Origin of the sequence: Roseovarius faecimaris, assembly GCF_009762325.1 — a bacterium.
Lineage (GTDB): Bacteria > Pseudomonadota > Alphaproteobacteria > Rhodobacterales > Rhodobacteraceae > Roseovarius > Roseovarius faecimaris.
In genome coordinates this window covers 3,187,209-3,205,272 of record NZ_CP034348.1, presented here as the reverse complement: position 1 = coordinate 3,205,272, position 18,064 = coordinate 3,187,209, and the positions used below count along the sequence as shown (strand labels likewise).

The 18,064-nt window shown below is 58.5% G+C and carries 22 protein-coding genes; 15 read left to right on the top strand and 7 right to left on the bottom strand.

Annotated features, from left to right (window positions below; all coding sequences use genetic code 11):
- The first annotated feature begins 13 nt into the window (after positions 1-13).
- Genes EI983_RS16140 through EI983_RS16125 form a run of 4 tightly spaced genes read left to right on the top strand, consistent with a single transcriptional unit; the run spans position 14 to position 3,288 of the window.
- On the top strand, positions 14-940 hold the full coding sequence (locus EI983_RS16140) for a branched-chain amino acid ABC transporter permease (RefSeq protein ID WP_157708378.1): 927 nt from the start codon (positions 14-16) through the stop codon (positions 938-940).
- The gene (locus EI983_RS16135; RefSeq protein ID WP_157708377.1) at positions 937-1,881 is read left to right on the top strand and encodes a branched-chain amino acid ABC transporter permease; all 945 of its coding nucleotides are present in this window, start codon (positions 937-939) and stop codon (positions 1,879-1,881) included. The genes EI983_RS16140 and EI983_RS16135 overlap by 4 nt, the downstream gene beginning before the upstream one ends.
- Positions 1,869-2,600, top strand: coding sequence for an ABC transporter ATP-binding protein (locus tag EI983_RS16130; protein ID WP_157708376.1), 732 nt, complete (start codon positions 1,869-1,871; stop codon positions 2,598-2,600). The genes EI983_RS16135 and EI983_RS16130 overlap by 13 nt, the downstream gene beginning before the upstream one ends.
- Entirely contained in the window at positions 2,593-3,288 is a 696-nt protein-coding gene (locus EI983_RS16125) for an ABC transporter ATP-binding protein (protein ID WP_157708375.1), read from the top strand. Before EI983_RS16130 ends, EI983_RS16125 begins: the two co-directional genes overlap by 8 nt.
- A 48-nt stretch (positions 3,289-3,336) precedes the next feature.
- On the opposite strand, the gene EI983_RS16120 is transcribed toward EI983_RS16125, so the two are convergent.
- Positions 3,337-3,777 carry a MarR family winged helix-turn-helix transcriptional regulator gene (locus tag EI983_RS16120; protein ID WP_157708374.1) on the bottom strand — a complete coding sequence of 147 codons (441 nt, stop codon included), beginning with the start codon at positions 3,775-3,777 and terminating at the stop codon, positions 3,337-3,339.
- Between the two features lie 102 nt (positions 3,778-3,879).
- Between EI983_RS16120 and EI983_RS16115 the strand changes: the two genes are divergently transcribed.
- From EI983_RS16115 to EI983_RS16080, 8 genes are all read left to right on the top strand, one after another.
- Positions 3,880-5,046 (top strand): amidohydrolase family protein, encoded by a 1,167-nt coding sequence (locus tag EI983_RS16115; protein ID WP_157708373.1) that lies wholly within the window; start codon positions 3,880-3,882, stop codon positions 5,044-5,046.
- Positions 5,047-5,140: 94 nt separating this feature from the next.
- Positions 5,141-5,443 carry an STAS domain-containing protein gene (locus EI983_RS16110; RefSeq protein ID WP_157708372.1) on the top strand — a complete coding sequence of 101 codons (303 nt, stop codon included), beginning with the start codon at positions 5,141-5,143 and terminating at the stop codon, positions 5,441-5,443.
- Complete coding sequence (locus EI983_RS16105; RefSeq protein ID WP_157708371.1) at positions 5,440-5,805, top strand: response regulator; 366 nt, start codon at positions 5,440-5,442, stop codon at positions 5,803-5,805. Before EI983_RS16110 ends, EI983_RS16105 begins: the two co-directional genes overlap by 4 nt.
- A gap of 12 nt (positions 5,806-5,817) precedes the next feature.
- Positions 5,818-7,941, top strand: a complete 2,124-nt coding sequence (locus EI983_RS16100; RefSeq protein ID WP_157708370.1) for a chemotaxis protein CheA — start codon at positions 5,818-5,820, stop codon at positions 7,939-7,941.
- On the top strand, positions 7,934-8,407 hold the full coding sequence (locus EI983_RS16095) for a chemotaxis protein CheW (protein ID WP_157708369.1): 474 nt from the start codon (positions 7,934-7,936) through the stop codon (positions 8,405-8,407). Before EI983_RS16100 ends, EI983_RS16095 begins: the two co-directional genes overlap by 8 nt.
- Positions 8,404-9,294 carry a CheR family methyltransferase gene (locus EI983_RS16090; protein WP_157708368.1) on the top strand — a complete coding sequence of 297 codons (891 nt, stop codon included), beginning with the start codon at positions 8,404-8,406 and terminating at the stop codon, positions 9,292-9,294. The genes EI983_RS16095 and EI983_RS16090 overlap by 4 nt, the downstream gene beginning before the upstream one ends.
- A 14-nt stretch (positions 9,295-9,308) precedes the next feature.
- Entirely contained in the window at positions 9,309-9,695 is a 387-nt protein-coding gene (locus EI983_RS16085; protein WP_157708367.1) for a response regulator, read from the top strand.
- 16 nt (positions 9,696-9,711) lie between these two features.
- A complete protein-coding gene (locus EI983_RS16080) occupies positions 9,712-10,056 on the top strand; it encodes a hypothetical protein (protein WP_157708366.1) in 345 nt (114 codons plus the stop codon).
- 530 nt (positions 10,057-10,586) lie between these two features.
- Here EI983_RS16080 and EI983_RS16075 read toward each other — a convergent pair.
- Positions 10,587-10,811 carry a hypothetical protein gene (locus EI983_RS16075; RefSeq protein ID WP_157708365.1) on the bottom strand — a complete coding sequence of 75 codons (225 nt, stop codon included), beginning with the start codon at positions 10,809-10,811 and terminating at the stop codon, positions 10,587-10,589.
- Positions 10,812-11,017: 206 nt separating this feature from the next.
- On the opposite strand from EI983_RS16075, the gene EI983_RS16070 reads away from it, so the two are divergent.
- From EI983_RS16070 to EI983_RS16060, 3 genes are all read left to right on the top strand, one after another.
- Positions 11,018-11,587 carry a PDC sensor domain-containing protein gene (locus tag EI983_RS16070; RefSeq protein WP_157708364.1) on the top strand — a complete coding sequence of 190 codons (570 nt, stop codon included), beginning with the start codon at positions 11,018-11,020 and terminating at the stop codon, positions 11,585-11,587.
- 46 nt (positions 11,588-11,633) lie between these two features.
- Positions 11,634-13,532 carry a methyl-accepting chemotaxis protein gene (locus EI983_RS16065; protein WP_157708363.1) on the top strand — a complete coding sequence of 633 codons (1,899 nt, stop codon included), beginning with the start codon at positions 11,634-11,636 and terminating at the stop codon, positions 13,530-13,532.
- A gap of 90 nt (positions 13,533-13,622) precedes the next feature.
- Positions 13,623-14,192: a chemotaxis protein CheD gene (locus EI983_RS16060; RefSeq protein WP_198389322.1), complete on the top strand. Its 570-nt coding sequence runs from the start codon at positions 13,623-13,625 to the stop codon at positions 14,190-14,192.
- Between the two features lie 816 nt (positions 14,193-15,008).
- On the opposite strand, the gene mnhG is transcribed toward EI983_RS16060, so the two are convergent.
- From mnhG to EI983_RS16035, 5 genes are read right to left on the bottom strand one after another with little or no spacing between them, the layout of a single operon-like run.
- Positions 15,009-15,380: a monovalent cation/H(+) antiporter subunit G gene (gene mnhG / locus EI983_RS16055; protein WP_157708362.1), complete on the bottom strand. Its 372-nt coding sequence runs from the start codon at positions 15,378-15,380 to the stop codon at positions 15,009-15,011.
- The gene (locus EI983_RS16050) at positions 15,377-15,664 is read right to left on the bottom strand and encodes a K+/H+ antiporter subunit F (RefSeq protein ID WP_157708361.1); all 288 of its coding nucleotides are present in this window, start codon (positions 15,662-15,664) and stop codon (positions 15,377-15,379) included. Before EI983_RS16050 ends, mnhG begins: the two co-directional genes overlap by 4 nt.
- Positions 15,661-16,161, bottom strand: coding sequence for a Na+/H+ antiporter subunit E (locus EI983_RS16045; protein WP_157708360.1), 501 nt, complete (start codon positions 16,159-16,161; stop codon positions 15,661-15,663). The genes EI983_RS16050 and EI983_RS16045 overlap by 4 nt, the downstream gene beginning before the upstream one ends.
- Before the next feature lies 1 nt (position 16,162).
- Complete coding sequence (locus EI983_RS16040) at positions 16,163-17,713, bottom strand: monovalent cation/H+ antiporter subunit D (RefSeq protein ID WP_157708359.1); 1,551 nt, start codon at positions 17,711-17,713, stop codon at positions 16,163-16,165.
- A complete protein-coding gene (locus tag EI983_RS16035) occupies positions 17,710-18,063 on the bottom strand; it encodes a Na+/H+ antiporter subunit C (RefSeq protein ID WP_157708358.1) in 354 nt (117 codons plus the stop codon). Before EI983_RS16035 ends, EI983_RS16040 begins: the two co-directional genes overlap by 4 nt.
- Position 18,064 lies beyond the last annotated feature (1 nt).

Here is an 18,064-nt window from a genome sequence, read left to right as displayed (position 1 = left end):
AGGACACTCTGAAATGGAGTTCGGCCCGCATCTGATGCTGGCCGCGCTGGAAGGCGCGGTGACAGCGGCGATTCTGGCGCTCACGGCGATGGGCCTCAGTATCGTATTTGGCGTCATGCGCGTGGTGAATGTCGCGCATGGCGAGTTCTACATGATCGGGGCCGTTCTGGCCTGGGTGGTGGCCAGCATGGTCGGGGTGACCCCTGCGCTGGGGTTCCTTGCCGCGCTGGTCATTGCCCCGCTGGTGGTCGGGGCCATCGCCGTGGTGGCCGACCGGGTCATCCTGGAACGCATAGCCTATGATCCGGACCGGACCATCGTGGCCACCATTGGCCTGCTTTATATCATTCAGCAGACCACGCTGATGACGTTTGGCCCGGATGCGCGGCCTGTCGAGCCGCCGTTCAACCACCGCCTGTCGCTGCCCTGGTTCGAATGGGGGGAGAACGGCTTTGCGATGTTCTGGCCCTGGGGGCTGAGCATCACCAGCTACAAGCTTTTCGTAATTCTGGCGGCAATCGCGATCCTGACCGCCCTGTGGCTCTTCATGACGCGCACGAAGGCAGGGTTGATCATGCGCGCCACCCAACAGGATAGCGAAACCGCGCAAGCCTTCGGTATTCCGGTGGGGCGTGTCTATTCTTACGTCTTCGGTCTTGGTGCCGGATTGGCGGCGATGGGGGCGGTGCTTGTCGTGCCGATTCAGCAGGCGCATTACCTGATGGGCCATGACCCGCTGCTTCTGAGTTTCATCGTGGTGATCATCGGCGGGCTGGGCAGCCTGCCAGGCACGGTGATCGCGGCGTTCCTCATTGGTATGAGCGACGGGATCATCTCGGTGTTTTTCTCTCCCACCCTGGCCAAGATCATCGCCACACTCGTGGTCGCTCTTGTGCTGGTCTTCCGGCCGCAGGGCCTGATGGGACGCGTGGAACGATGACAAACGCCCGCCGTTCTCTCTATCTGCACCTGGGCGTGATCGCGCTGTTGGCCGCGTTGTTCTTCATTCTGCCCGCCTATCATGTGAGCAGCCTTGCGCGGATCATGGTGCTTGCGGTCTACGCGATGGGCTTCAACCTGCTCTTTGGCTATACCGGCCTGCTCAGCCTTGGCCACGCGCTCTTTTTCGCCACGGGCATGTATGGGCTGGGGCTGGCCATGTACCATTTCGACGTGCCGGCCGAACCGGCCTTTGTCGTCGGTGTGATCTGCGCTCTGGTCGTCGCGGCGGCAGTGGGCTTTCTGGCGCTGCGCACCTCTGGTGTGTCCTTCATGATCGTGACGCTGATGTTTGCACAGGCGGGGTACCTGACAGCGCTCTATTTCGGAGGCTGGACGAGGGGCGACGAGGGGTTCGTGATCCGGCAGGATGCGCGGGTCTTCCTGGGCGCTGATGTGTCAACCGAGACGGCCAGGTATTTTGCGGCGCTGACCCTTTTCTCTGTCGTCTTCCTTGCCATTGCCTATCTTGTGCGGTCGCCTTTCGGGCGGACCCTGGTGGCGATCCGTGAGAACGAAGAACGCACGCGCATGCTGGGATATGACACGCACCGCGCCAAGCTGATCGCGGTGATCCTGTCAGGCACGATCTCGGGGGCGGCAGGGGCCGCCTATGCGCTGCTCTTTGGTTATGCCGGTGCCACATTCGCCACCGTGCAATACTCGATCTTCCCGCTGCTCTGGGTTCTTCTGGGCGGGGCGGGTACGACGCTTGGACCGCTCATCGGGGTTGTCTTCATGTTCTACCTGATTGATCTGAGCAGTTCGGTCACGCAGGCCTACATGCTGATTGCCGGGGTTGCGCTGGTGCTTCTGACATTGTTCGCGCCGCAGGGGCTGGCGGGTGAATTGCGGCGGAGGGCATTTCGATGGCTTCCGTGAATATTCTCAGCACCCGTGGACTGACCAAGATCTATGGCGGGCTGGCGGCCAACGAAGATGTGGATTTCGATCTTCAGCGCGGCAAGGTCACGGCCTTGATCGGTCCCAATGGCGCGGGCAAATCGACCTTTGTCGGCATGGTCAGCGGGCGCATCAGGGCCACGCGCGGCACGGTGGTGTTCGAGGATCAGGATATCAGCGCCTTGCCCGCGCATGAGCGTATCCGGCTGGGCATTGCCTATACGTTCCAGATCACGTCGATCTATGCGGGGCTGAGCCTCTATGAGAACGTCGCGATCGCCGCGCGGCGGCGACTGGGCAGCTCCGGCAGGGCGGTCCGTTCCAAGGTCGAGGCGGTGCTCGATCAGGTGGGGCTGCGTGACCGCGCCGAGCAGATCGCGGGTGATCTGAGTTACGGGCATCAACGGGTGCTGGAGATCGCCATGGGCCTCGCGCAGGACCCCGAGCTTTTCATTCTTGATGAACCCACGCAGGGGCTCGCTGAGACGGAAGTCGATGATTTCGTTTCGCTGATCAAGGCGTTGGCGGGCGAGACGACGATCCTTCTGATTGAACACAACATGGATGTGGTCATGCGCACCGCCGATCATATCCATGTGCTCGATATGGGCCGTTCGCTGGCCTCGGGGACACCGGAGGAAGTCCGCGCAAATGCCGCCGTCCAGGCCGCTTATCTGGGGAGTGCGGTGGATGCTTAAGGTCAGCGACATCCATGTCTCCTATGGCCGGGTCAAGGTTTTGCATGGCGTCTCGATTGAGGCGCGGGCCGGTGAAATTCTCTGTCTTCTCGGCCGCAACGGTGCAGGCAAGACCACCCTGATGAAGTCGATCATGGGGCTGTTGCCATTGAGCGCCGGGCAGATCACGCTGGATGGTGCCCCGCTGAGCGGTCGCCCGGCGCATGATGTGCCAAAGGCCGGCGTCGGCTATGTTCCCCAGGGACGGCGGCTTTTCCCCGAGTTGAGCGTGGCGGAGAATATCGAGATCGGGTTGATGACCTGCGGCAGCGGCCCGGAGACCCGTGAATGGGTGCTGGAGCTGTTTCCGCCGCTCAGGAACCGGCTGGAGCAACAGGCCAGCACACTCTCGGGCGGGGAACAGCAGATGCTGGCGACGGCGCGGGCGCTCTGCCTGCGGCCCAGGGTTCTGCTTCTGGATGAGCCGACCGAAGGGCTCCAGCCCTCGATGATCGAGCAGATCCGTCAGGTTGTGCAGCGGATGAAGGACGAGGGCGTGGCGATCGTGCTGGTGGAGCAACGTGTCGATGCGGTGCTTTCGATCGCTGATCGGGTGACATTCATCGAAAACGGCCGTGATCTTGAAACCGTGACGGCAGCCCATCTGCGCGAACAGCCCGACCTTCTGAAAACGCATCTGGGCGTGTGAGCGGGCCAAGATTTTTCGTACGAAAAATCTTCCGCTTTTGGGCTACCGTCAGGTGATCTTCCGCAGCAGCCGGATCAGCATGCTGCGTTCGGTGGGCGTGAGAGGCTCGAGCGTTGCTTCGGAAATGCGCCGGCCCGCATCATGTAATGCGCCAATCATCTCTAACGCAGCGGCTGTCGGCCGGATAATCGTCCGGCGTTTGTCCGTCGGATCCGGTTCCAGAACCACCAGACCCTTGCGCTTCAGACGATCCACCACGCCCTTGATTGTTGCCACGTCCATGGAGGTCAGCCGCCCTAGCAGGTTTTGTGAGCAGGCACCTTTTTCAGCCACGCGGACCAATGCAGAGAATTGTGTCGGCGTGAGGCCGCCCGGTGCCTGTGACTGGAAAATAGCCGCATGGCGCTGGCTGGCGACGCGCAGGATATAACCGATCTGGTTGTCGAGCTCGTAGGCTTCATCCGCCGCTGCGCTAGGATCATCGGTCATGTCCTGGCCCTTTCAACCGCTCGGGCTGGCAAGGATATCCTTGAACTGCCCCCCTTCGATGTTAGTGTGCGAATGACATCATTGGCAAGGGGGGCGCGTCCTATGGACAGCAGCAAGCTCGTCATCCGCAATATCGGCATGATACTTTCAGGCGATATCGACAGGCCCGTTTTCGACGGAGATTGCCTGATCGCCATCGATGGCAAGATCAGTGCATGGGGAAGCGAAGCGGATCTCGACACCGAGGGCGCGACCACCGTCGTCGACGCGCAAGGCGTGACTCTGGCGCCGGGACTGATCGACAGCCACGTGCATCCGGTCGTTGGCGACTACACCCCGCGCCAGCAACAGCTTCACTGGATCGACAGTACACTGAATGGCGGTGTGACCACGCTGATCTCAGCCGGTGAGGTGCACATGCCAGGGCGGCCCAAGGATGTGGTCGGGCTCAAGGCCATGGCGATCGCCTCGCAGCGCTGGTACGAGAATTTTCGCCCGTCAGGCATGAAGGTCCATGCCGGCGCGCCCGTGATCGAGCACGGCATGGTCGAGGAGGATTTCAAGGAACTGGCCGAAGCGGGTGTGAAACTTCTCGGCGAGGTTGGTCTTGGAACTGTCAAGGATGGCAAGACCGCGCGGCAGATGGTCGATTGGGCGCGCAAATACGGAATTCAGAGCACGATCCATACAGGTGGTCCGTCTATTCCCGGATCGGGCCTGATTGATGCGGATATGGTAATCGAGACCGGTACGGATGTGATCGGCCATATCAATGGCGGTCATTCGGCGCTGCCGGATGATCAGATTGTCTGCCTCTGTGAAAGCTGCCAATCCGCCTTTGAGATCGTTCATAACGGGAATGAGAGGGCGGGGATCCTCGCGGTCAACACAGCGCGCGAGTTGGGCAAGCTCGACCAGGTGATCCTCGGCACCGATGGCCCGGCGGGGTCCGGTGTTCAGCCCCTGGGCATCTTGCGGATGGTGGCGCTCTTGTCGAGCATGGGCAATACCCCGGCTGAGATCGCCTTCTGTTTTGCCACCGGCAACACGTCGCGTCAGCGCAACCTTGATACCGGTATCATCGAGGTCGGCAAATGTGCGGATTTCGTGCTGATGGATCAGGCGCAGCACGCGCCCGGCAAAGATCTTCTTGATTCGGTTCGGCAAGGCAATCTGCCAGGCGTGGGCATGACGATCATCGATGGCAAGATCACCAGCTTGCGCAGCAGAAACACGCCTCCGGCCCAGCGTCTGCCCGAGGTTGTGTAGGGCAGCGTCGTTTCAGATCCGCGGTAACAGCATCTTAAAACATGTCTCCTAGGGTTCGCGGTAGCCAAACGCTGCGAAACCCGGAGAGACAGCCATGCCCAGCAAAACAGACGCGAATGCGGAATGCACGATTGGATTGCCTGTCCGGTTGGATCTGGCGGCGGTTGCCGATCTGCGCGCCGGAATCGAATCGGCGCGTGACCACGCGCTATGCCTTGAAGCGGATAAGGTAGAGTTTCTCGGCGGCGCTGGCGCAGAGCTTCTTCTGGCGGCTCAGGCCGAATGGCAGGCCCACGCCCTCGCGTTTTCCATAGCCCAGCCGACGGCGCAGTTTCTTACGGGCCTCGATCGGCTCGGTATTCCGCACTCAGAACTAATAATCGAGGACTGTGAATGACAACCAGGATTCTCGCCGTTGACGATTCGCGCACCATGCGAAACATGATTCAGACCGCATTGCAGGATGCCGGATTCCATGTCGATCTCGCCGAAGATGGTGTGCAGGGGCTGGAACAGCTCGACGCGACCGAACCGGACCTCGTGATCACTGATATCAACATGCCCCGTCTCGATGGCTTTGGCGTGATTGAAGGGGTGCGCGCGCGTGAACGTTATGCATCGCTTCCCGTCCTCGTCCTGACCACCGAGACGGGTGATCAGCTCAAACAACGCGCCCGCGCCGCCGGGGCAACCGGCTGGATCGTGAAACCGTTTGATCCGGTGAAACTGATCACAGCGATTAACCGTCTGGTCTTCTGAGGAGCCCGTGAAATGAGCGATTTGCGCGAGATGTTCTTTGAAGAATGCGACGACCTTCTTGAGGGGTTGTCGACCGGATTGACCGCTCTTGAGGGCGATACCGGTGATGACGAAACGATCAACTCGATGTTCCGCTCGGTGCATTCCATCAAAGGTGGTGCCGGTGCTTTCGGCATGGATCGTCTGATCGAGTTTGCCCATGCCTTCGAAAACGTGCTCGATCTGCTGCGATCCGACAAGCTTCAGGTTGATGGCCCGATCACCGCGCTGATGTTCTTGGCGACCGATCACCTCAGCGATCTGGTCAATGCAGCTCGCGATGAAATCGATCTGCCGGCTAGCGAAGGCTTGTCGGTACTCAGCGATCTGAAGCTGGTCTCCCAGGATCCTGGAGCCGCGCCGACAGCTGTTGCCGACGCACAGGAGGAAGATGTCACGGGCTTTGTTCCTCTGACCCTTGATCTGGGGGATGCATTCACCGAATTGCCTGATATTTCCGGGGCGATTACCGAGTGTGCGTTCGATATCAGTTTCGCCGCAGAGCCAGCGCTCTATGCCAATGGCCACGATCCGGCGCTTCTGTTCCGGACGCTATCCAAGATGGGTGAGCTGAGCATATCGGCTGATACAAGCGCGGTAAAACCGCTCGAGGCGGACACTGGCGAATTGGCGGCGCTCTCGTGGTCACTGCATCTGGTGCCCGATGAAGGGGTGAATGAGGAAGCCGTTCGCGAGGTGTTCGAATTTGTCGAAGGGCTTTGCCAGCTTACAATCACGGCCTGTTCGCCAGACGACGCACCCGAGCTGAGCATTCCAGAGGACACAGAAGCGGTTGATCATCTGCCTGCGGGAACAGAGGCGCCGACAAAAGCTGCCGCCGCGGTCGGAGCCAAGAAGAAGTCCGACGAGGCGCGCAATGCCACTATTCGTGTGGATCTGAAGCGGGTGGACCGCCTGATCAATCTGGTGGGGGAGTTGGTTATCAGCGAGGCCATGCTTCGCCAGTCGATAGATGAGCTGCCACGATCCGCCAATTCGGCGGTGAGCGAGGCAATGGGCCAGCTCAAACAGCTCTCGGGCTCGCTGCAGGAAAGTGTCATGGCGATCCGCGCTCAGCCCGTTCGCAGCCTTTTCCAGCGTATGTCGCGGATTGTGCGAGAATCGGCGCGTGAGGCTGGAAAGACCGCACGGCTTGTCATGGTCGGCGAAGCCACAGAGGTGGATAAGACCGTGACAGAACGGCTGGTTGAACCGCTCACCCATATGATCCGCAATTCGGTCGATCACGGGTTGGAGACACCGCAGGACCGCATCGAAGCCGGCAAACCTGAACAAGGTATCATCCGGCTGGAGGCCGCGCATAAATCCGGACGCGTGGTGATCTCACTTTCTGATGATGGGGCCGGGATCAACCGGGCGAAGGTACGTGCGATCGCCGAAGAGAAAGGGTTGGTTCGCCCCGAGGAAGACCTGACCGATACCGATATCGACAATCTGCTCTTCCGGCCCGGTTTCTCCACTGCCACCGAAGTTTCCAACCTGTCCGGCCGTGGTGTTGGCATGGATGTCGTTCGCAACGAAATACAGGCGCTTGGGGGGCGCATTGCGCTTTTTTCCGAACAAGGGCGCGGCACAAAGCTGACCATCTCGCTCCCGCTCACGCTCGCCGTCATGGAAGGCATGGTGGTCACGGTCGCAGGCGAGTCGCTCGTGGTGCCGACCTTGTCCTTGCGCGAAACCTTACAGCCAGGGCAGGCAGATATTCATGCCTTTTGCGATGAAGATCGTGCGCTCTCGCTCGGGGGGGATTTGATCCCGATCATCGATCTTGGTGCGTCTTTGGGATTCCGCCCCGTTCTGACCGACTTCTCGGATCAATCCATCCTGCTGATCGAAGGCGATTCAGGGCGCCGTACAGCTCTTGCCGTAGATGGGATCATTGATCAGCGCGAGGTGGTCATCAAAGGGCTGGAGCAAAATTATCAGCAGATTACCGGGATCGCCGCAGCCACGATCCTCGGCGACGGTAAGATTGCCCTTATTGTCGACACCGATCAGGTGATTACTTCGCCTGGCGTGTCGATGCCTTCCCGCCAGATCAGGCCGGAATTGAACGGAGTACCTCAACATGTCTGAAGCGACCCCGCAGGATCAGGCCGCAGCCTGGATCGAAATTGTCTCCTTCGCCATCTGTGAGCAGGCGTTTTGCCTTGATATCGGCCATGTGTTGGAAATCCGTGGCTGGACAACGACAACCACACTTCCGCATGCACCCGACTATGTGATCGGGATGATGAACCTTCGCGGAAATGTGCTGCCGGTTGTGGATTTGTCGATGTGTCTGGGCCTGGGCAAGACTGTGCCGGAAAGTCGGCACGTGATTATCATTGCATGCATCAACGAAAAAACCGTCGGCTTTCTCGTCGATGCGGTCTCCAACATCCTCACTGTCAATGCCGCCGACATGCAATCCACACCCGATGTGTCCTCGGAGCGGACAGCTGCATTCATCAAAGGCGTTTACATGGTCGAAGATACCATCGTGCGGGCCATCGACGTTCACCAGATTTTGCAGCAGCAAGAAGAAGTGAGTGCCGCATGAGCAGACCAACAGAAGGGATCGCTGTTCAATCGGAGCTCAATGCAGATGAGTTCAACAAGATTGTTGGGCTTGTACGCGAATTTACAGGCATCGATTTGCCGCCCCATAAGAAAACCATGGTTGCGGGCCGTCTGTCCAAGCGACTCAAGGCCACCTGCATGGAGTCGGTAAGCAGCTATATCGCTTATCTGAATTCCCCCGAAGGTGACGGGGAGCGATCCCATTTCATCAATGCCTACACCACGAATATGACGCGTTTTAATCGTGAAGACCATCATTTCAGCTTTTTCGCCAAAGCGGTGATGCCACGGCTGGCCAGAGCCGCCCGTAAAGGTATGCGCGTACGCCTTTGGTCGGCAGGCTGTTCAAGTGGTGAAGAGCCATTTCAACTCGCATTTCACGTGTTGGATGCATGTCCGGAAGCAAGCAAGCTCGACTTGAAACTGCTGGCCACCGATATCGACAGCGATATTTTGGCTGTTGCGCAGGCGGGCATCTATCCACGCGCGCACACTTCCTCGCTGCCCGGTGATCACATGTCCCGGTATTTTGAACCGGTTGGATCGAGTAGTGATCGTGTGCGCGTAGTGGATGCCGCCCGAGCGCTGATCAGCTTCCGCACACTCAATCTGCACAGCACCTGGCCGTTCAAGGGCGGTTTCGATGTGATCATGTGCCGGAATGTCGCCATCTATTTCGACGCAGAAACGCAAGAGCAGCTTTGGCACCGCCTTGGCTCACGCGTTCTGCCTGCGGGGATGCTCTTTCTTGGTCATTCCGAGACCCTGTCAGAGGAGTGTGCCCGCCAGTTCAAGGCTTCGGGCCCCGGCATCTTTCAACGTAACGCTACCGAAGCCGCGGCGCGACCCGTGATGCATGTTCACTAGCTCGGGAGGATGAGATGGGTCTGAAAGACAAACTGCATGTGCTGGTCGTCGATGACATGTCCACAAGCCGCGCCCTGATCACGCAGGCCTTGGACGAGCTGGGGGTGTCGAACTACCGCACCGAAAACGACGGAGAGACCGCCTGGCGATCCCTGGCGACAAAACCGGTGCATCTGGTTCTTTCGGATTTCAACATGCCACGTATGGACGGTTTGCAATTGCTTGAGGCCATCCGTTCGCACAAGGCGATTGCCCGGACCGGATTCATCCTGATCACCGGCCGCGCAGATGCCGAGACGATCAACCGGGGCACACGGCTTGGCATGAACAATTTCATCAAGAAACCGTTTCATACAGTGCAGCTCAAGGCCTGTATCGAAAAAGTCGTCGGACGGCTGTGATGGAAGAGGTTCGCTCATGAAAAGCAGACCGACAGGTGACATTCTCGGCATGCTTGCTGAAGAAGTACAGGAACTTGCCAGCATCGCGCATTGTCTGGACCTTGGCGTGAGCGATATGGATCTTAGCGGGGTCGACCTCGAGCACCTGTCCGATCTTCAACGAGTGGATGCTCTCCATCAACATCTCGACGACCTTGCTGTCATACTGCGGCGCATGGTGACGATGGTTGGTCCGGGTCCCGAGCTTGATCTGACCGAACTCGGCAGTGGTGTCCGGCTCGACTATATCCGCGCGCGGCTGGCAGACAGAACGCCGGTTTCGCTATCTGCGCCGGATCAGGGCGCGGTGGAGCTTTTCTAGCCCGCTGTCGACGGATATTTAAAACGAGCTGAACAGCCCACGCAGACAGCGCCGGGCCAGCCGTTCAAGGCTACCTGGCCCAGTTTTCTTCGGAAGAAATCTTGGTTTCAACGACCGATGAAATCGGGAGCTTCTTTTATGCTAAAGATCCATTCCGAGGTGTTGCAAAGTTTTGCCAGCCCGCTTTCGTCAGAGCAACGCATCAGAATATGCAACAAAAGGACATGCCGAGGAGGGTTTTTCACCTGCTTTGGAGCAGGCTGAAACACGGCAAGTCATTCGATATGAATGTGAAATAACGGGGCTTCTCATCGAGCATGCGGCGCAATCCCGCCGGTCAAGCCCGGTTTCTCATCGATTTGAATAAAGCCGCGCTCAGTTTTCTTTGATACCGTTAAGCCGTGTTATCAAACCGTTCCCGTCCAAGCGTAAAACGGCGTGTTGCCTGACCATATCAAAGACCTGATCCCCCAAGGGTTTGCGCTTTCGGATGTGCCACTTACCCGGATTTCAAGGATCAGGCATTGGATCTAGAGTTTGTATCCCGCTTCAGGGATCTCGGGCGTGAAATCGAAACGCTTGCAGGCGTCGAATCGCTGCCCAGGATAGTGGCCGAGATAAGCGGTTATGTCGGCGATCTTGGTTGCATTGGTCCGGAAATCCGCGCGGAACCTGTGAACCTGCGTGGTCTGTAAGGGAAGGGGTGCCGTACCGGCGGCTATCCTGCAGCCCCACAGCGTCATGGCAAATGACATGCAGTGTCTCATTGGCCTGCTGCAAATCCTTTAAAAGAGCGCCTGGGGTGGTTTTGGGCCCGGGTCGACCGCGACCTCGCGACTTTGATGGCGACGGCCATTCAAATTCGAGAGAATTCCACCGCTATTTGAGGAGCGGTTTCATGCCTTCTTAAACCCTTTTGGCGACAAGTATCAGAATATCAACTCAAACTGGAGAGCCACTCATGAAACGCATCCTTTCCATCTGCACCGCTCTCACGTTTGTTTGCTCTGCAGCGCTCGCCGGCAACGAATATTCTACAGATATCAAGGCCGTTGCGGATGAGGTGTTGAGCACATGGACGAGGGACCAGAGCATTGTCACTGCAGTGCGTGACCAAAACCTGACCTCTGTCGATCTGAGTCAGTCCGATATTGACGCGCTGGATCAAAAATGGCGGGCTCAGACTATCAGCGGTGGCGATATGATAGACGAGGTTCTGGCGAACTCTCTGTCGGTTCATCTACGCGCGCTTCAGGCCGAGAGCCATGGCCAGTTTTCAGAGATTTTCGTGACCGATATTCGCGGTTTGAATGTCGGGCAAAGCGACGTGACTTCGGATTTCTGGCAAGGAGACGAAGCGAAATGGCAGGTGCCATTCGCAACAAATGAAATTCACGTCGGAGATGTGGAATTCGACGAATCGGCACAAGCCTATCAAAGCCAGGTCAGCCTGCCGATCGTAGATGGCGGGTCGGTGATCGGCGTGATCACTGTGGGAATCAATCTGGAGCAGCTGGCCCTACGCAACTGAGCATGGCCGTGTTCCGCTGACCGAACTCATTTTATCGGAGAGTAACATGTTTCCAACAAAGGCCGCACGTCAGAGAGTGTTTCACCTGAGCATCCGGTACAAATTGGCGGCAATTGTCGCCGCAGGTATCATCGCGATCAGTGCGATCGGATATGTCCTGCAGCTGACCAGTCAGGAGAAGTTGATACGCGACATCAGCGCGCAGCACAGCACCCTGGTCATCGCAGTGCTGTCAAAGCAAATGGCATCCCCTATGCAATTTCGGGATATCAACCGGCTGAAAGACACCATACGCCCGATGACGGATAATGACGATTCGGTTCAGGCGATTGATGTCTACAATGCGGATGGCGACCTGCTCGTTACGTTCGACAGGGAGGGCACCCGCACGGCACATCTGAAGGATCGTATGAACGGCATGTTTAAACGCCATCATTCAGACGGGCAAATTGGCCTCGAAGTCATCGACGGTGCGATGATCACATCCGAACCGATCTTCGCCAAGTCCGGCGGGTCAAAGATTGGAACATTGATCATGTCTTGGGATCTGGCCGCTTTTCATTCCGAGATGCTGTCACGCACATTGAAGGTGATTGCGATGAGCGCTGCGGTCTCTCTGGTGGTTCTTTTGGGTGTAATCTGGACCAGTGGGCGTCTCGTTACCGGACCCATACAGGCTTTGAATTCCGCTATGCGGCGGATCGCAGATCGGGAATATGATACAGAGATCGGCGTTTCTGCACGTGCCGATGAGATCGGCGCGATGGCCAAGCAATTGACTGAATTGCGCGATCAGTTGGCAGAAGATTTTCAGCGGCAAGGCATACGAGAAAAGGAAATGGCTCAACAAGAGATGTTGTTTCAGCGACTTGTAGACGGGCTATCGGATTTGGCCGACGGCCGGGTGGATCAGCTGATCAATCTCCCTGAAATGGGCGAGCTTGATGCACAGCAAAAAGCTGTTTGCGAGAGTTTCAACGCGGTGTGCGATAAACTGCAGAACGTTCTGAGCACCATAACATCGACCGCTGTAAATGTGCGTAATTCGGCCGCTGAGATCGCAGACGTGGCCGTGGATCAGTCAAAACGTTCCGAAGCACAAGCGGTGACGCTGGAGGAGTCGGCGGCTGCGATCGAAACGCTAAGCAGTTCGGTTGAACAGACTGCGGTTCGGGCTGCGGAGGCCAATGAACGGATTTTGTTGAATCGTAAGCAGGCCCAATCCGGTGACGAGGTGGTGAGCCTGGCGGTTGACGCGATGAAGAACATCGAGCAGTCCTCCGAACAGATCACCGCAATCATTGGGGTCATTGACGATATTGCCTTTCAGACCAACCTCTTGGCTCTAAACGCGGGTGTCGAAGCCGCCCGGGCGGGTGAAGCGGGGCGCGGGTTTGCCGTTGTGGCCTCCGAGGTGCGCGCCCTTGCACAACGCGCCTCTGAGTCGGCGAATGAAATAAAGGAGCTGATCCTGCGCTCTGGTGAACAGGTGGCGAATGGAAGCGAGTTGGTCAACAAGGCTGGATCCGCGCTGAGTGAGATCATTGACGGTGTGCACTATGCATCGGACCTTGTTTCAATGATTGCCACGAGCTCGCGTGAGCAGGCGAACAACCTCGCTGAGATAAAGGACGGCGTGTCTGAGCTCGACCGAGTTACACAGCAGAACGCGGCGGTGATCGAGGAATCCTCGGCTGCCAGCCGCAGCCTCAGCGAAGAGGCAGCTCGGATGACCGAAGTCATGGCGGTCTTTTCAACAGAAGGTGGCAAGAGTGCTACGGCTGCCCAGGCGTGGGATGACGATCTTGCTGCGGAGCAGGCGGAAGCCAAGCAAACACAGCCCGGGACTGGCGCGTCCGAGCAGGAAGGAAAGATCGTCTTTGAATCGCGTGCTCGTGCAGAACGGACAGCTGTCAACCAGTCCGAGAACTGGCAGGACTTCTGACTCATGTGTTCACTGCGGACACCCTGGATAAAACCGTTGCGGAAGGCTTAATGCCCCCTGAACAGGTGCAGCAATACTGGATAACGAGACGTGGAAACCAACGCCCGAAATACGATAAAGGATTTTATTACTCTTCCTGTGTTGCAGGGCGAAACCCATGTCTCGGCGGATCGGACCGTTGTGCTCACCACGATCCTGGGCTCTTGCGTTGCTGCTTGTATGTGGGATGAGGATGCAGGCGTGGGAGGCATCAATCACTTCCTCATACCTGGAGGGGACGATTCTCCGAGCGGCGGGTTGAGCTACGGGGTCAATGCTATGGAGCTTCTGGTCAATGGCCTGATCCGAAAGGGGGCCCGTCGCGAACGCTTGAAGGTGAAACTTCTGGGTGGCGCAAAAATGCGTGATAGCAAGATCGATATTGGCGCGTCTAATGCCCGGTTCGCCAAATGGTTTGTTCAGAACGAAGGGTTCGAACTGGTCGATTGTTGCCTTGGCGGACGTCAGGGGCGGAGCCTCAGGTTCTGGCCCGTTGGCGGGCGCATTCAGCTGCGCTTCATGGCTGATGCCCGGGCCGTTGCGGCAGAGGAAATTGCGCCTCGGACCTTGCCCGCGTCACGGCAACGCGAGGAGCCTTCCGGGGACGTGCAATTGTTCTGATGACCTCCTCTTCCGTCGGATGGTTCGAGGGTGATGGAAACCATTCTGCCAGGTGCGCATGTGCACCGGTCGTGTCGCATGTTCGGCAGTTGCGCCGCACTGAAGGGTCGGCTGACTGTGCGGTTCAGACGAAGTACAAAGCAGATTTTCCGCGCAACAGGGTCATTTGCCCGTTGCTCTTCGTGTTTCAGGGGGGGGGAGGTTGTGGCGACAGGATTTGCGGGCGCATGACGCTGGCCAGTTGAGGGGCGGGCGGGCCCATGATCCTTTTCAGCTTGGACTCCGGGGCCCTTCCAGATTGGAGCGCCCGGTGTCGTCTTGCCGAAGTCGCGATGCGACACGCCTGGCCAGGCGTGAGGATCAGCGCCGCCCCTCACGGGTGGATATTGCACTTATCCGAAATGACCGGACCCTTTTGCGACAGAGGATATGCAGGCCGCGGTCTTTGTTGCTCCGCACCGGATCCCCAATGAAGACGCCGACGTCTGCGTTCGGTTCGCGGGCTGTTTTCCCGCACCCGCCAATAGCCCCTGAACATATTGGCCCCGCGCAAGGGCATGTCATGATGAGTGACATCTCTTCCAGCCTTGCGCCGTCTTAGCCAACCAGCCCTTCCGGCTATCTTTCAATCCGGAGGTAAACCGGGCCGCCGGGCTGCCCCCTGCGCTGGCCCATGCCACGGACATTCGTGCCGCGAGGTGCAAAGAGGCCCTGGGGTGGCATACGGCCCTCTGTCAGAGAACGGGCTTTCTTGCCTGCATAAACCCTCAAGACCCTGTGACAGGAAAGGAGGTCGAGACGTCCTCACCCGATGCGTCAGGCCTGATCGCCCTTGTCAGGCGCACTCAGAGTCGACCAGGTGCTGTCGTTCGTCGGCGGCGGCGGTGTTTGGCAACTGCGCTGATGGATACTGACCTTTGCGATGAAATGCGCGGAAATAGGAGCGGTAACAAACAGGAATGCCATGATCAGCATCTCGTGAATGGACGTATCGCCAAGCAGAAATGAATGGATCATCCCCGCAAGAAGCAACATGCCGATCCCGAGAGTGCCAACCTTGGTCGGCGCATGCAGGCGCGTCATCGGGTCATTGAACTTCAGCAGACCGATCACCCCGACAAGGATAAACCCCGATCCCACCAGCAAAGAGAGGGCAGCAGCATATGTTCCGATAATCTGAAGGCTCATTCGATGATATCCCCCCGTAGCAGGAAGCGCGCAAGGGCGACGGTCGAAACAAAGCCCAGCATCGCGATCAGCAACGAGACTTCGAAGTAAATCTGTACGCCCTGGCTAATGCCCAGCACGACCACAATCCCAAGCGCATTGATCACCATCGTATCGAGCGCGAGGATGCGGTCCCCCGATGTCGGGCCGATCACCAGTCGGACCATCGACAGGATCTGCCCAAGGGCGAGGGTGACGAAGGCGATGATCAAAGCGATATCAAACAGGCTTGTCGCGGCGGTCATGTGAAAATCTCCAGCAGGCGGCGCTCGTAGCGGTCCTTGATTGCATCCCGTTCAGCGTCCGGGTCATCGGTATGCAGCACATGCACCAGAAGGCTGTGTCCTTCATCCGACAAATCCGCCGAGACAGTGCCGGGGGTCAGGGTGATCGTGCCTGCAAGCACGGTGATCGCTTCGGGTTGACGCAGCTCGAGCGGGATCACGATCCAGGCCGGTTTCAGCTTGGAGTTCGGGACGGTCAGCACGATCCAGGCCACCTGCATATTCGCGACGATGATGTCCCAGATCACCATGAAGCTGTAGAGAACCATTTTGCCCAGCCGAAAACCCTTGGGCGTGTCCGGCCACCAGATCGAAGTCATCCAAGGAATGATGATCCCGAGGATGATCCCGAAAACGGCCATCCCGGCAGTCACCTCATTTTGCAGCAATATCCAGACCACTGCCAGTATGAGCGTGAGGAGAGGATGCGGGATCAGCCAACGATATGCGCGCGCCATGTCAATGATCCTCCTTCGGTTTGCTCAGCTTGCCGGGGGTGGTGAGCACCGTTGTCGTGTAGGCATCCGGCGCAAAAAGCTGCTCGGCCATTGTTGTGGTGTAGCGGTGCACCTGCCCGGCAAAGACCGTGTGCAGGGCGAGAAGCGCAATGAGCCCGCCCACAGCCACATAAGACAGCGCCGTCGGGGCCGGTGTAATGCGCGGCTCGTCCGCTTCTTCGGCAGCTTCGGCGCCATGGGCCTTCCAGAACAGCACGCTGCCCGCCCGGGCGAAGCCCAGAATACTGATCAGGCTCGAGATCAGGACAACTGCCCAGATCCACGCCATCAGATCACTGTCATAGGACGCATTGAGCACCATGAGCTTGCCCAGAAACCCCGAAAGTGGCGGCAGGCCTGCCATTGCAATCGCCCCGGCAAAAAAGAGCCCCGCGGTCAACGCCGTTCCGGCCATCGGCGGTTGTGGCGTGAGCTCCAGATTGCCGCGCCCGGTCCGCACAAGATCGGAGATGAGGAAGAGCGCCGCGCCGGCAAGGGTGGAATGCACGATGTAATAGAGCGCCGCGGCGATACCCGCAGGCGTGAACAGCGCGATGGAAACCATCACCATCCCCATCGATCCGATGATCGAGAAGGCCACCAGCCGGTCGAGCTTTTTGGCCGCCAGCACACCGATCATGCCGATGGCCAGCGACACCAGCGCGGCAGGCAGAAGCCAAAGATCATGAAGCCCGGCTGTGACCTCCACATCGGGCGGGAATACCATGGTGTAAACCCGGATGATCGCATAGGCGCCCACCTTGGTCATGATCGCAAAGAGGGCCGCAACCGGGGCGGGGGCCTCGGCATAGCTCGACGGCAGCCAGAAATGCAGTGGCACAAGCGCGGCCTTGATCGCAAAGACCAGCAACAGCAGAACCGCGGCCACACGAATGCCAACCGTTTCCTCGGCTCCGATCAACTGGACCCGTTCCGCCAGATCGGCCATGTTGAGCGTACCGGTCTCTGCATAGATCGACCCCAGAGCAAAGAGAAAGAGCGTGGAGCCGATGAGGTTGAAGAGCACGTACTGCACGCCCGCGCGCAGCCGCTCATTGCCACCCGCGTGGATCATCAGGCCGTATGAGGCAATCAGAAGCACTTCGAAAAAGACGAAAAGGTTGAACAGGTCGCCCGTCAGGAAGGCCCCAAGGATCCCCATGAGCTGGAACTGAAACAGCGCATGGAAATGCCGCCCGCGATTGTCCCAGCCTGACCCGATGGCATAGAGCAGTACAAACAGCGCCAGCACTGACGTCAGCAGAACCATCATTGTCGAAAGCCGGTCACCGACCAGGACGATGCCAAATGGCGCAGCCCAATCGCTCAGCCGATAAAACAGGATCGAGCCGTCGGAAACCTGCCAGGCAAGCCCGGCCGAAATGACGATGAGCGCCAGCACACCCACCAGCGAGAAAACACGCTGGATCGAAATGTGATAGCGCGCGGCCAGTACGATGAACGGAGCCAGAAGGGCGGGCAGGATAATGGGGGCAATGATCCAATGGGTCATGGCTGGCCCTCCGCTTCCTTGGCATCCTCGCCAGGGTCATCCACATAATCGTCATCTGAGCCGAGGAAGGCCCCGAGCGCGATCATTACGACCACGGCAGTCATCCCGAACGAGATCACAATCGCGGTCAGGACGAGCGCTTGCGGAAGCGGGTCGGTATAGACTTCAACCCCATCGCGCAGCACCGGCGCCGCACCAATGGTCAGACGCCCCGAGGCAAAGAGGAACACGTTGACCGCATAGGTCAGCAGCGACATGCCGAGGATCACAGGGAAAGTGCGCAGGCGCAGCACAAGATAAAGCCCGGCAGCTGTCAGAACACCAATGGCGGAAGCGACGAGAAACTCCATG

Coding starts and splice junctions, on each gene's coding strand:
- EI983_RS16140 (WP_157708378.1), top strand. CDS start 14: ATGGAGTTCGGCCCGCATCTGATGCTGGCCGCGCTGGAAGGCGCGGTG.
- EI983_RS16135 (WP_157708377.1), top strand. CDS start 937: ATGACAAACGCCCGCCGTTCTCTCTATCTGCACCTGGGCGTGATCGCG.
- EI983_RS16130 (WP_157708376.1), top strand. CDS start 1,869: ATGGCTTCCGTGAATATTCTCAGCACCCGTGGACTGACCAAGATCTAT.
- EI983_RS16125 (WP_157708375.1), top strand. CDS start 2,593: ATGCTTAAGGTCAGCGACATCCATGTCTCCTATGGCCGGGTCAAGGTT.
- EI983_RS16120 (WP_157708374.1), bottom strand. CDS start 3,777: ATGACCGATGATCCTAGCGCAGCGGCGGATGAAGCCTACGAGCTCGAC.
- EI983_RS16115 (WP_157708373.1), top strand. CDS start 3,880: ATGGACAGCAGCAAGCTCGTCATCCGCAATATCGGCATGATACTTTCA.
- EI983_RS16110 (WP_157708372.1), top strand. CDS start 5,141: ATGCCCAGCAAAACAGACGCGAATGCGGAATGCACGATTGGATTGCCT.
- EI983_RS16105 (WP_157708371.1), top strand. CDS start 5,440: ATGACAACCAGGATTCTCGCCGTTGACGATTCGCGCACCATGCGAAAC.
- EI983_RS16100 (WP_157708370.1), top strand. CDS start 5,818: ATGAGCGATTTGCGCGAGATGTTCTTTGAAGAATGCGACGACCTTCTT.
- EI983_RS16095 (WP_157708369.1), top strand. CDS start 7,934: ATGTCTGAAGCGACCCCGCAGGATCAGGCCGCAGCCTGGATCGAAATT.
- EI983_RS16090 (WP_157708368.1), top strand. CDS start 8,404: ATGAGCAGACCAACAGAAGGGATCGCTGTTCAATCGGAGCTCAATGCA.
- EI983_RS16085 (WP_157708367.1), top strand. CDS start 9,309: ATGGGTCTGAAAGACAAACTGCATGTGCTGGTCGTCGATGACATGTCC.
- EI983_RS16080 (WP_157708366.1), top strand. CDS start 9,712: ATGAAAAGCAGACCGACAGGTGACATTCTCGGCATGCTTGCTGAAGAA.
- EI983_RS16075 (WP_157708365.1), bottom strand. CDS start 10,811: ATGTCATTTGCCATGACGCTGTGGGGCTGCAGGATAGCCGCCGGTACG.
- EI983_RS16070 (WP_157708364.1), top strand. CDS start 11,018: ATGAAACGCATCCTTTCCATCTGCACCGCTCTCACGTTTGTTTGCTCT.
- EI983_RS16065 (WP_157708363.1), top strand. CDS start 11,634: ATGTTTCCAACAAAGGCCGCACGTCAGAGAGTGTTTCACCTGAGCATC.
- mnhG (WP_157708362.1), bottom strand. CDS start 15,380: ATGAGCCTTCAGATTATCGGAACATATGCTGCTGCCCTCTCTTTGCTG.
- EI983_RS16050 (WP_157708361.1), bottom strand. CDS start 15,664: ATGACCGCCGCGACAAGCCTGTTTGATATCGCTTTGATCATCGCCTTC.
- EI983_RS16045 (WP_157708360.1), bottom strand. CDS start 16,161: ATGGCGCGCGCATATCGTTGGCTGATCCCGCATCCTCTCCTCACGCTC.
- EI983_RS16040 (WP_157708359.1), bottom strand. CDS start 17,713: ATGACCCATTGGATCATTGCCCCCATTATCCTGCCCGCCCTTCTGGCT.
- EI983_RS16035 (WP_157708358.1), bottom strand. CDS start 18,063: ATGGAGTTTCTCGTCGCTTCCGCCATTGGTGTTCTGACAGCTGCCGGG.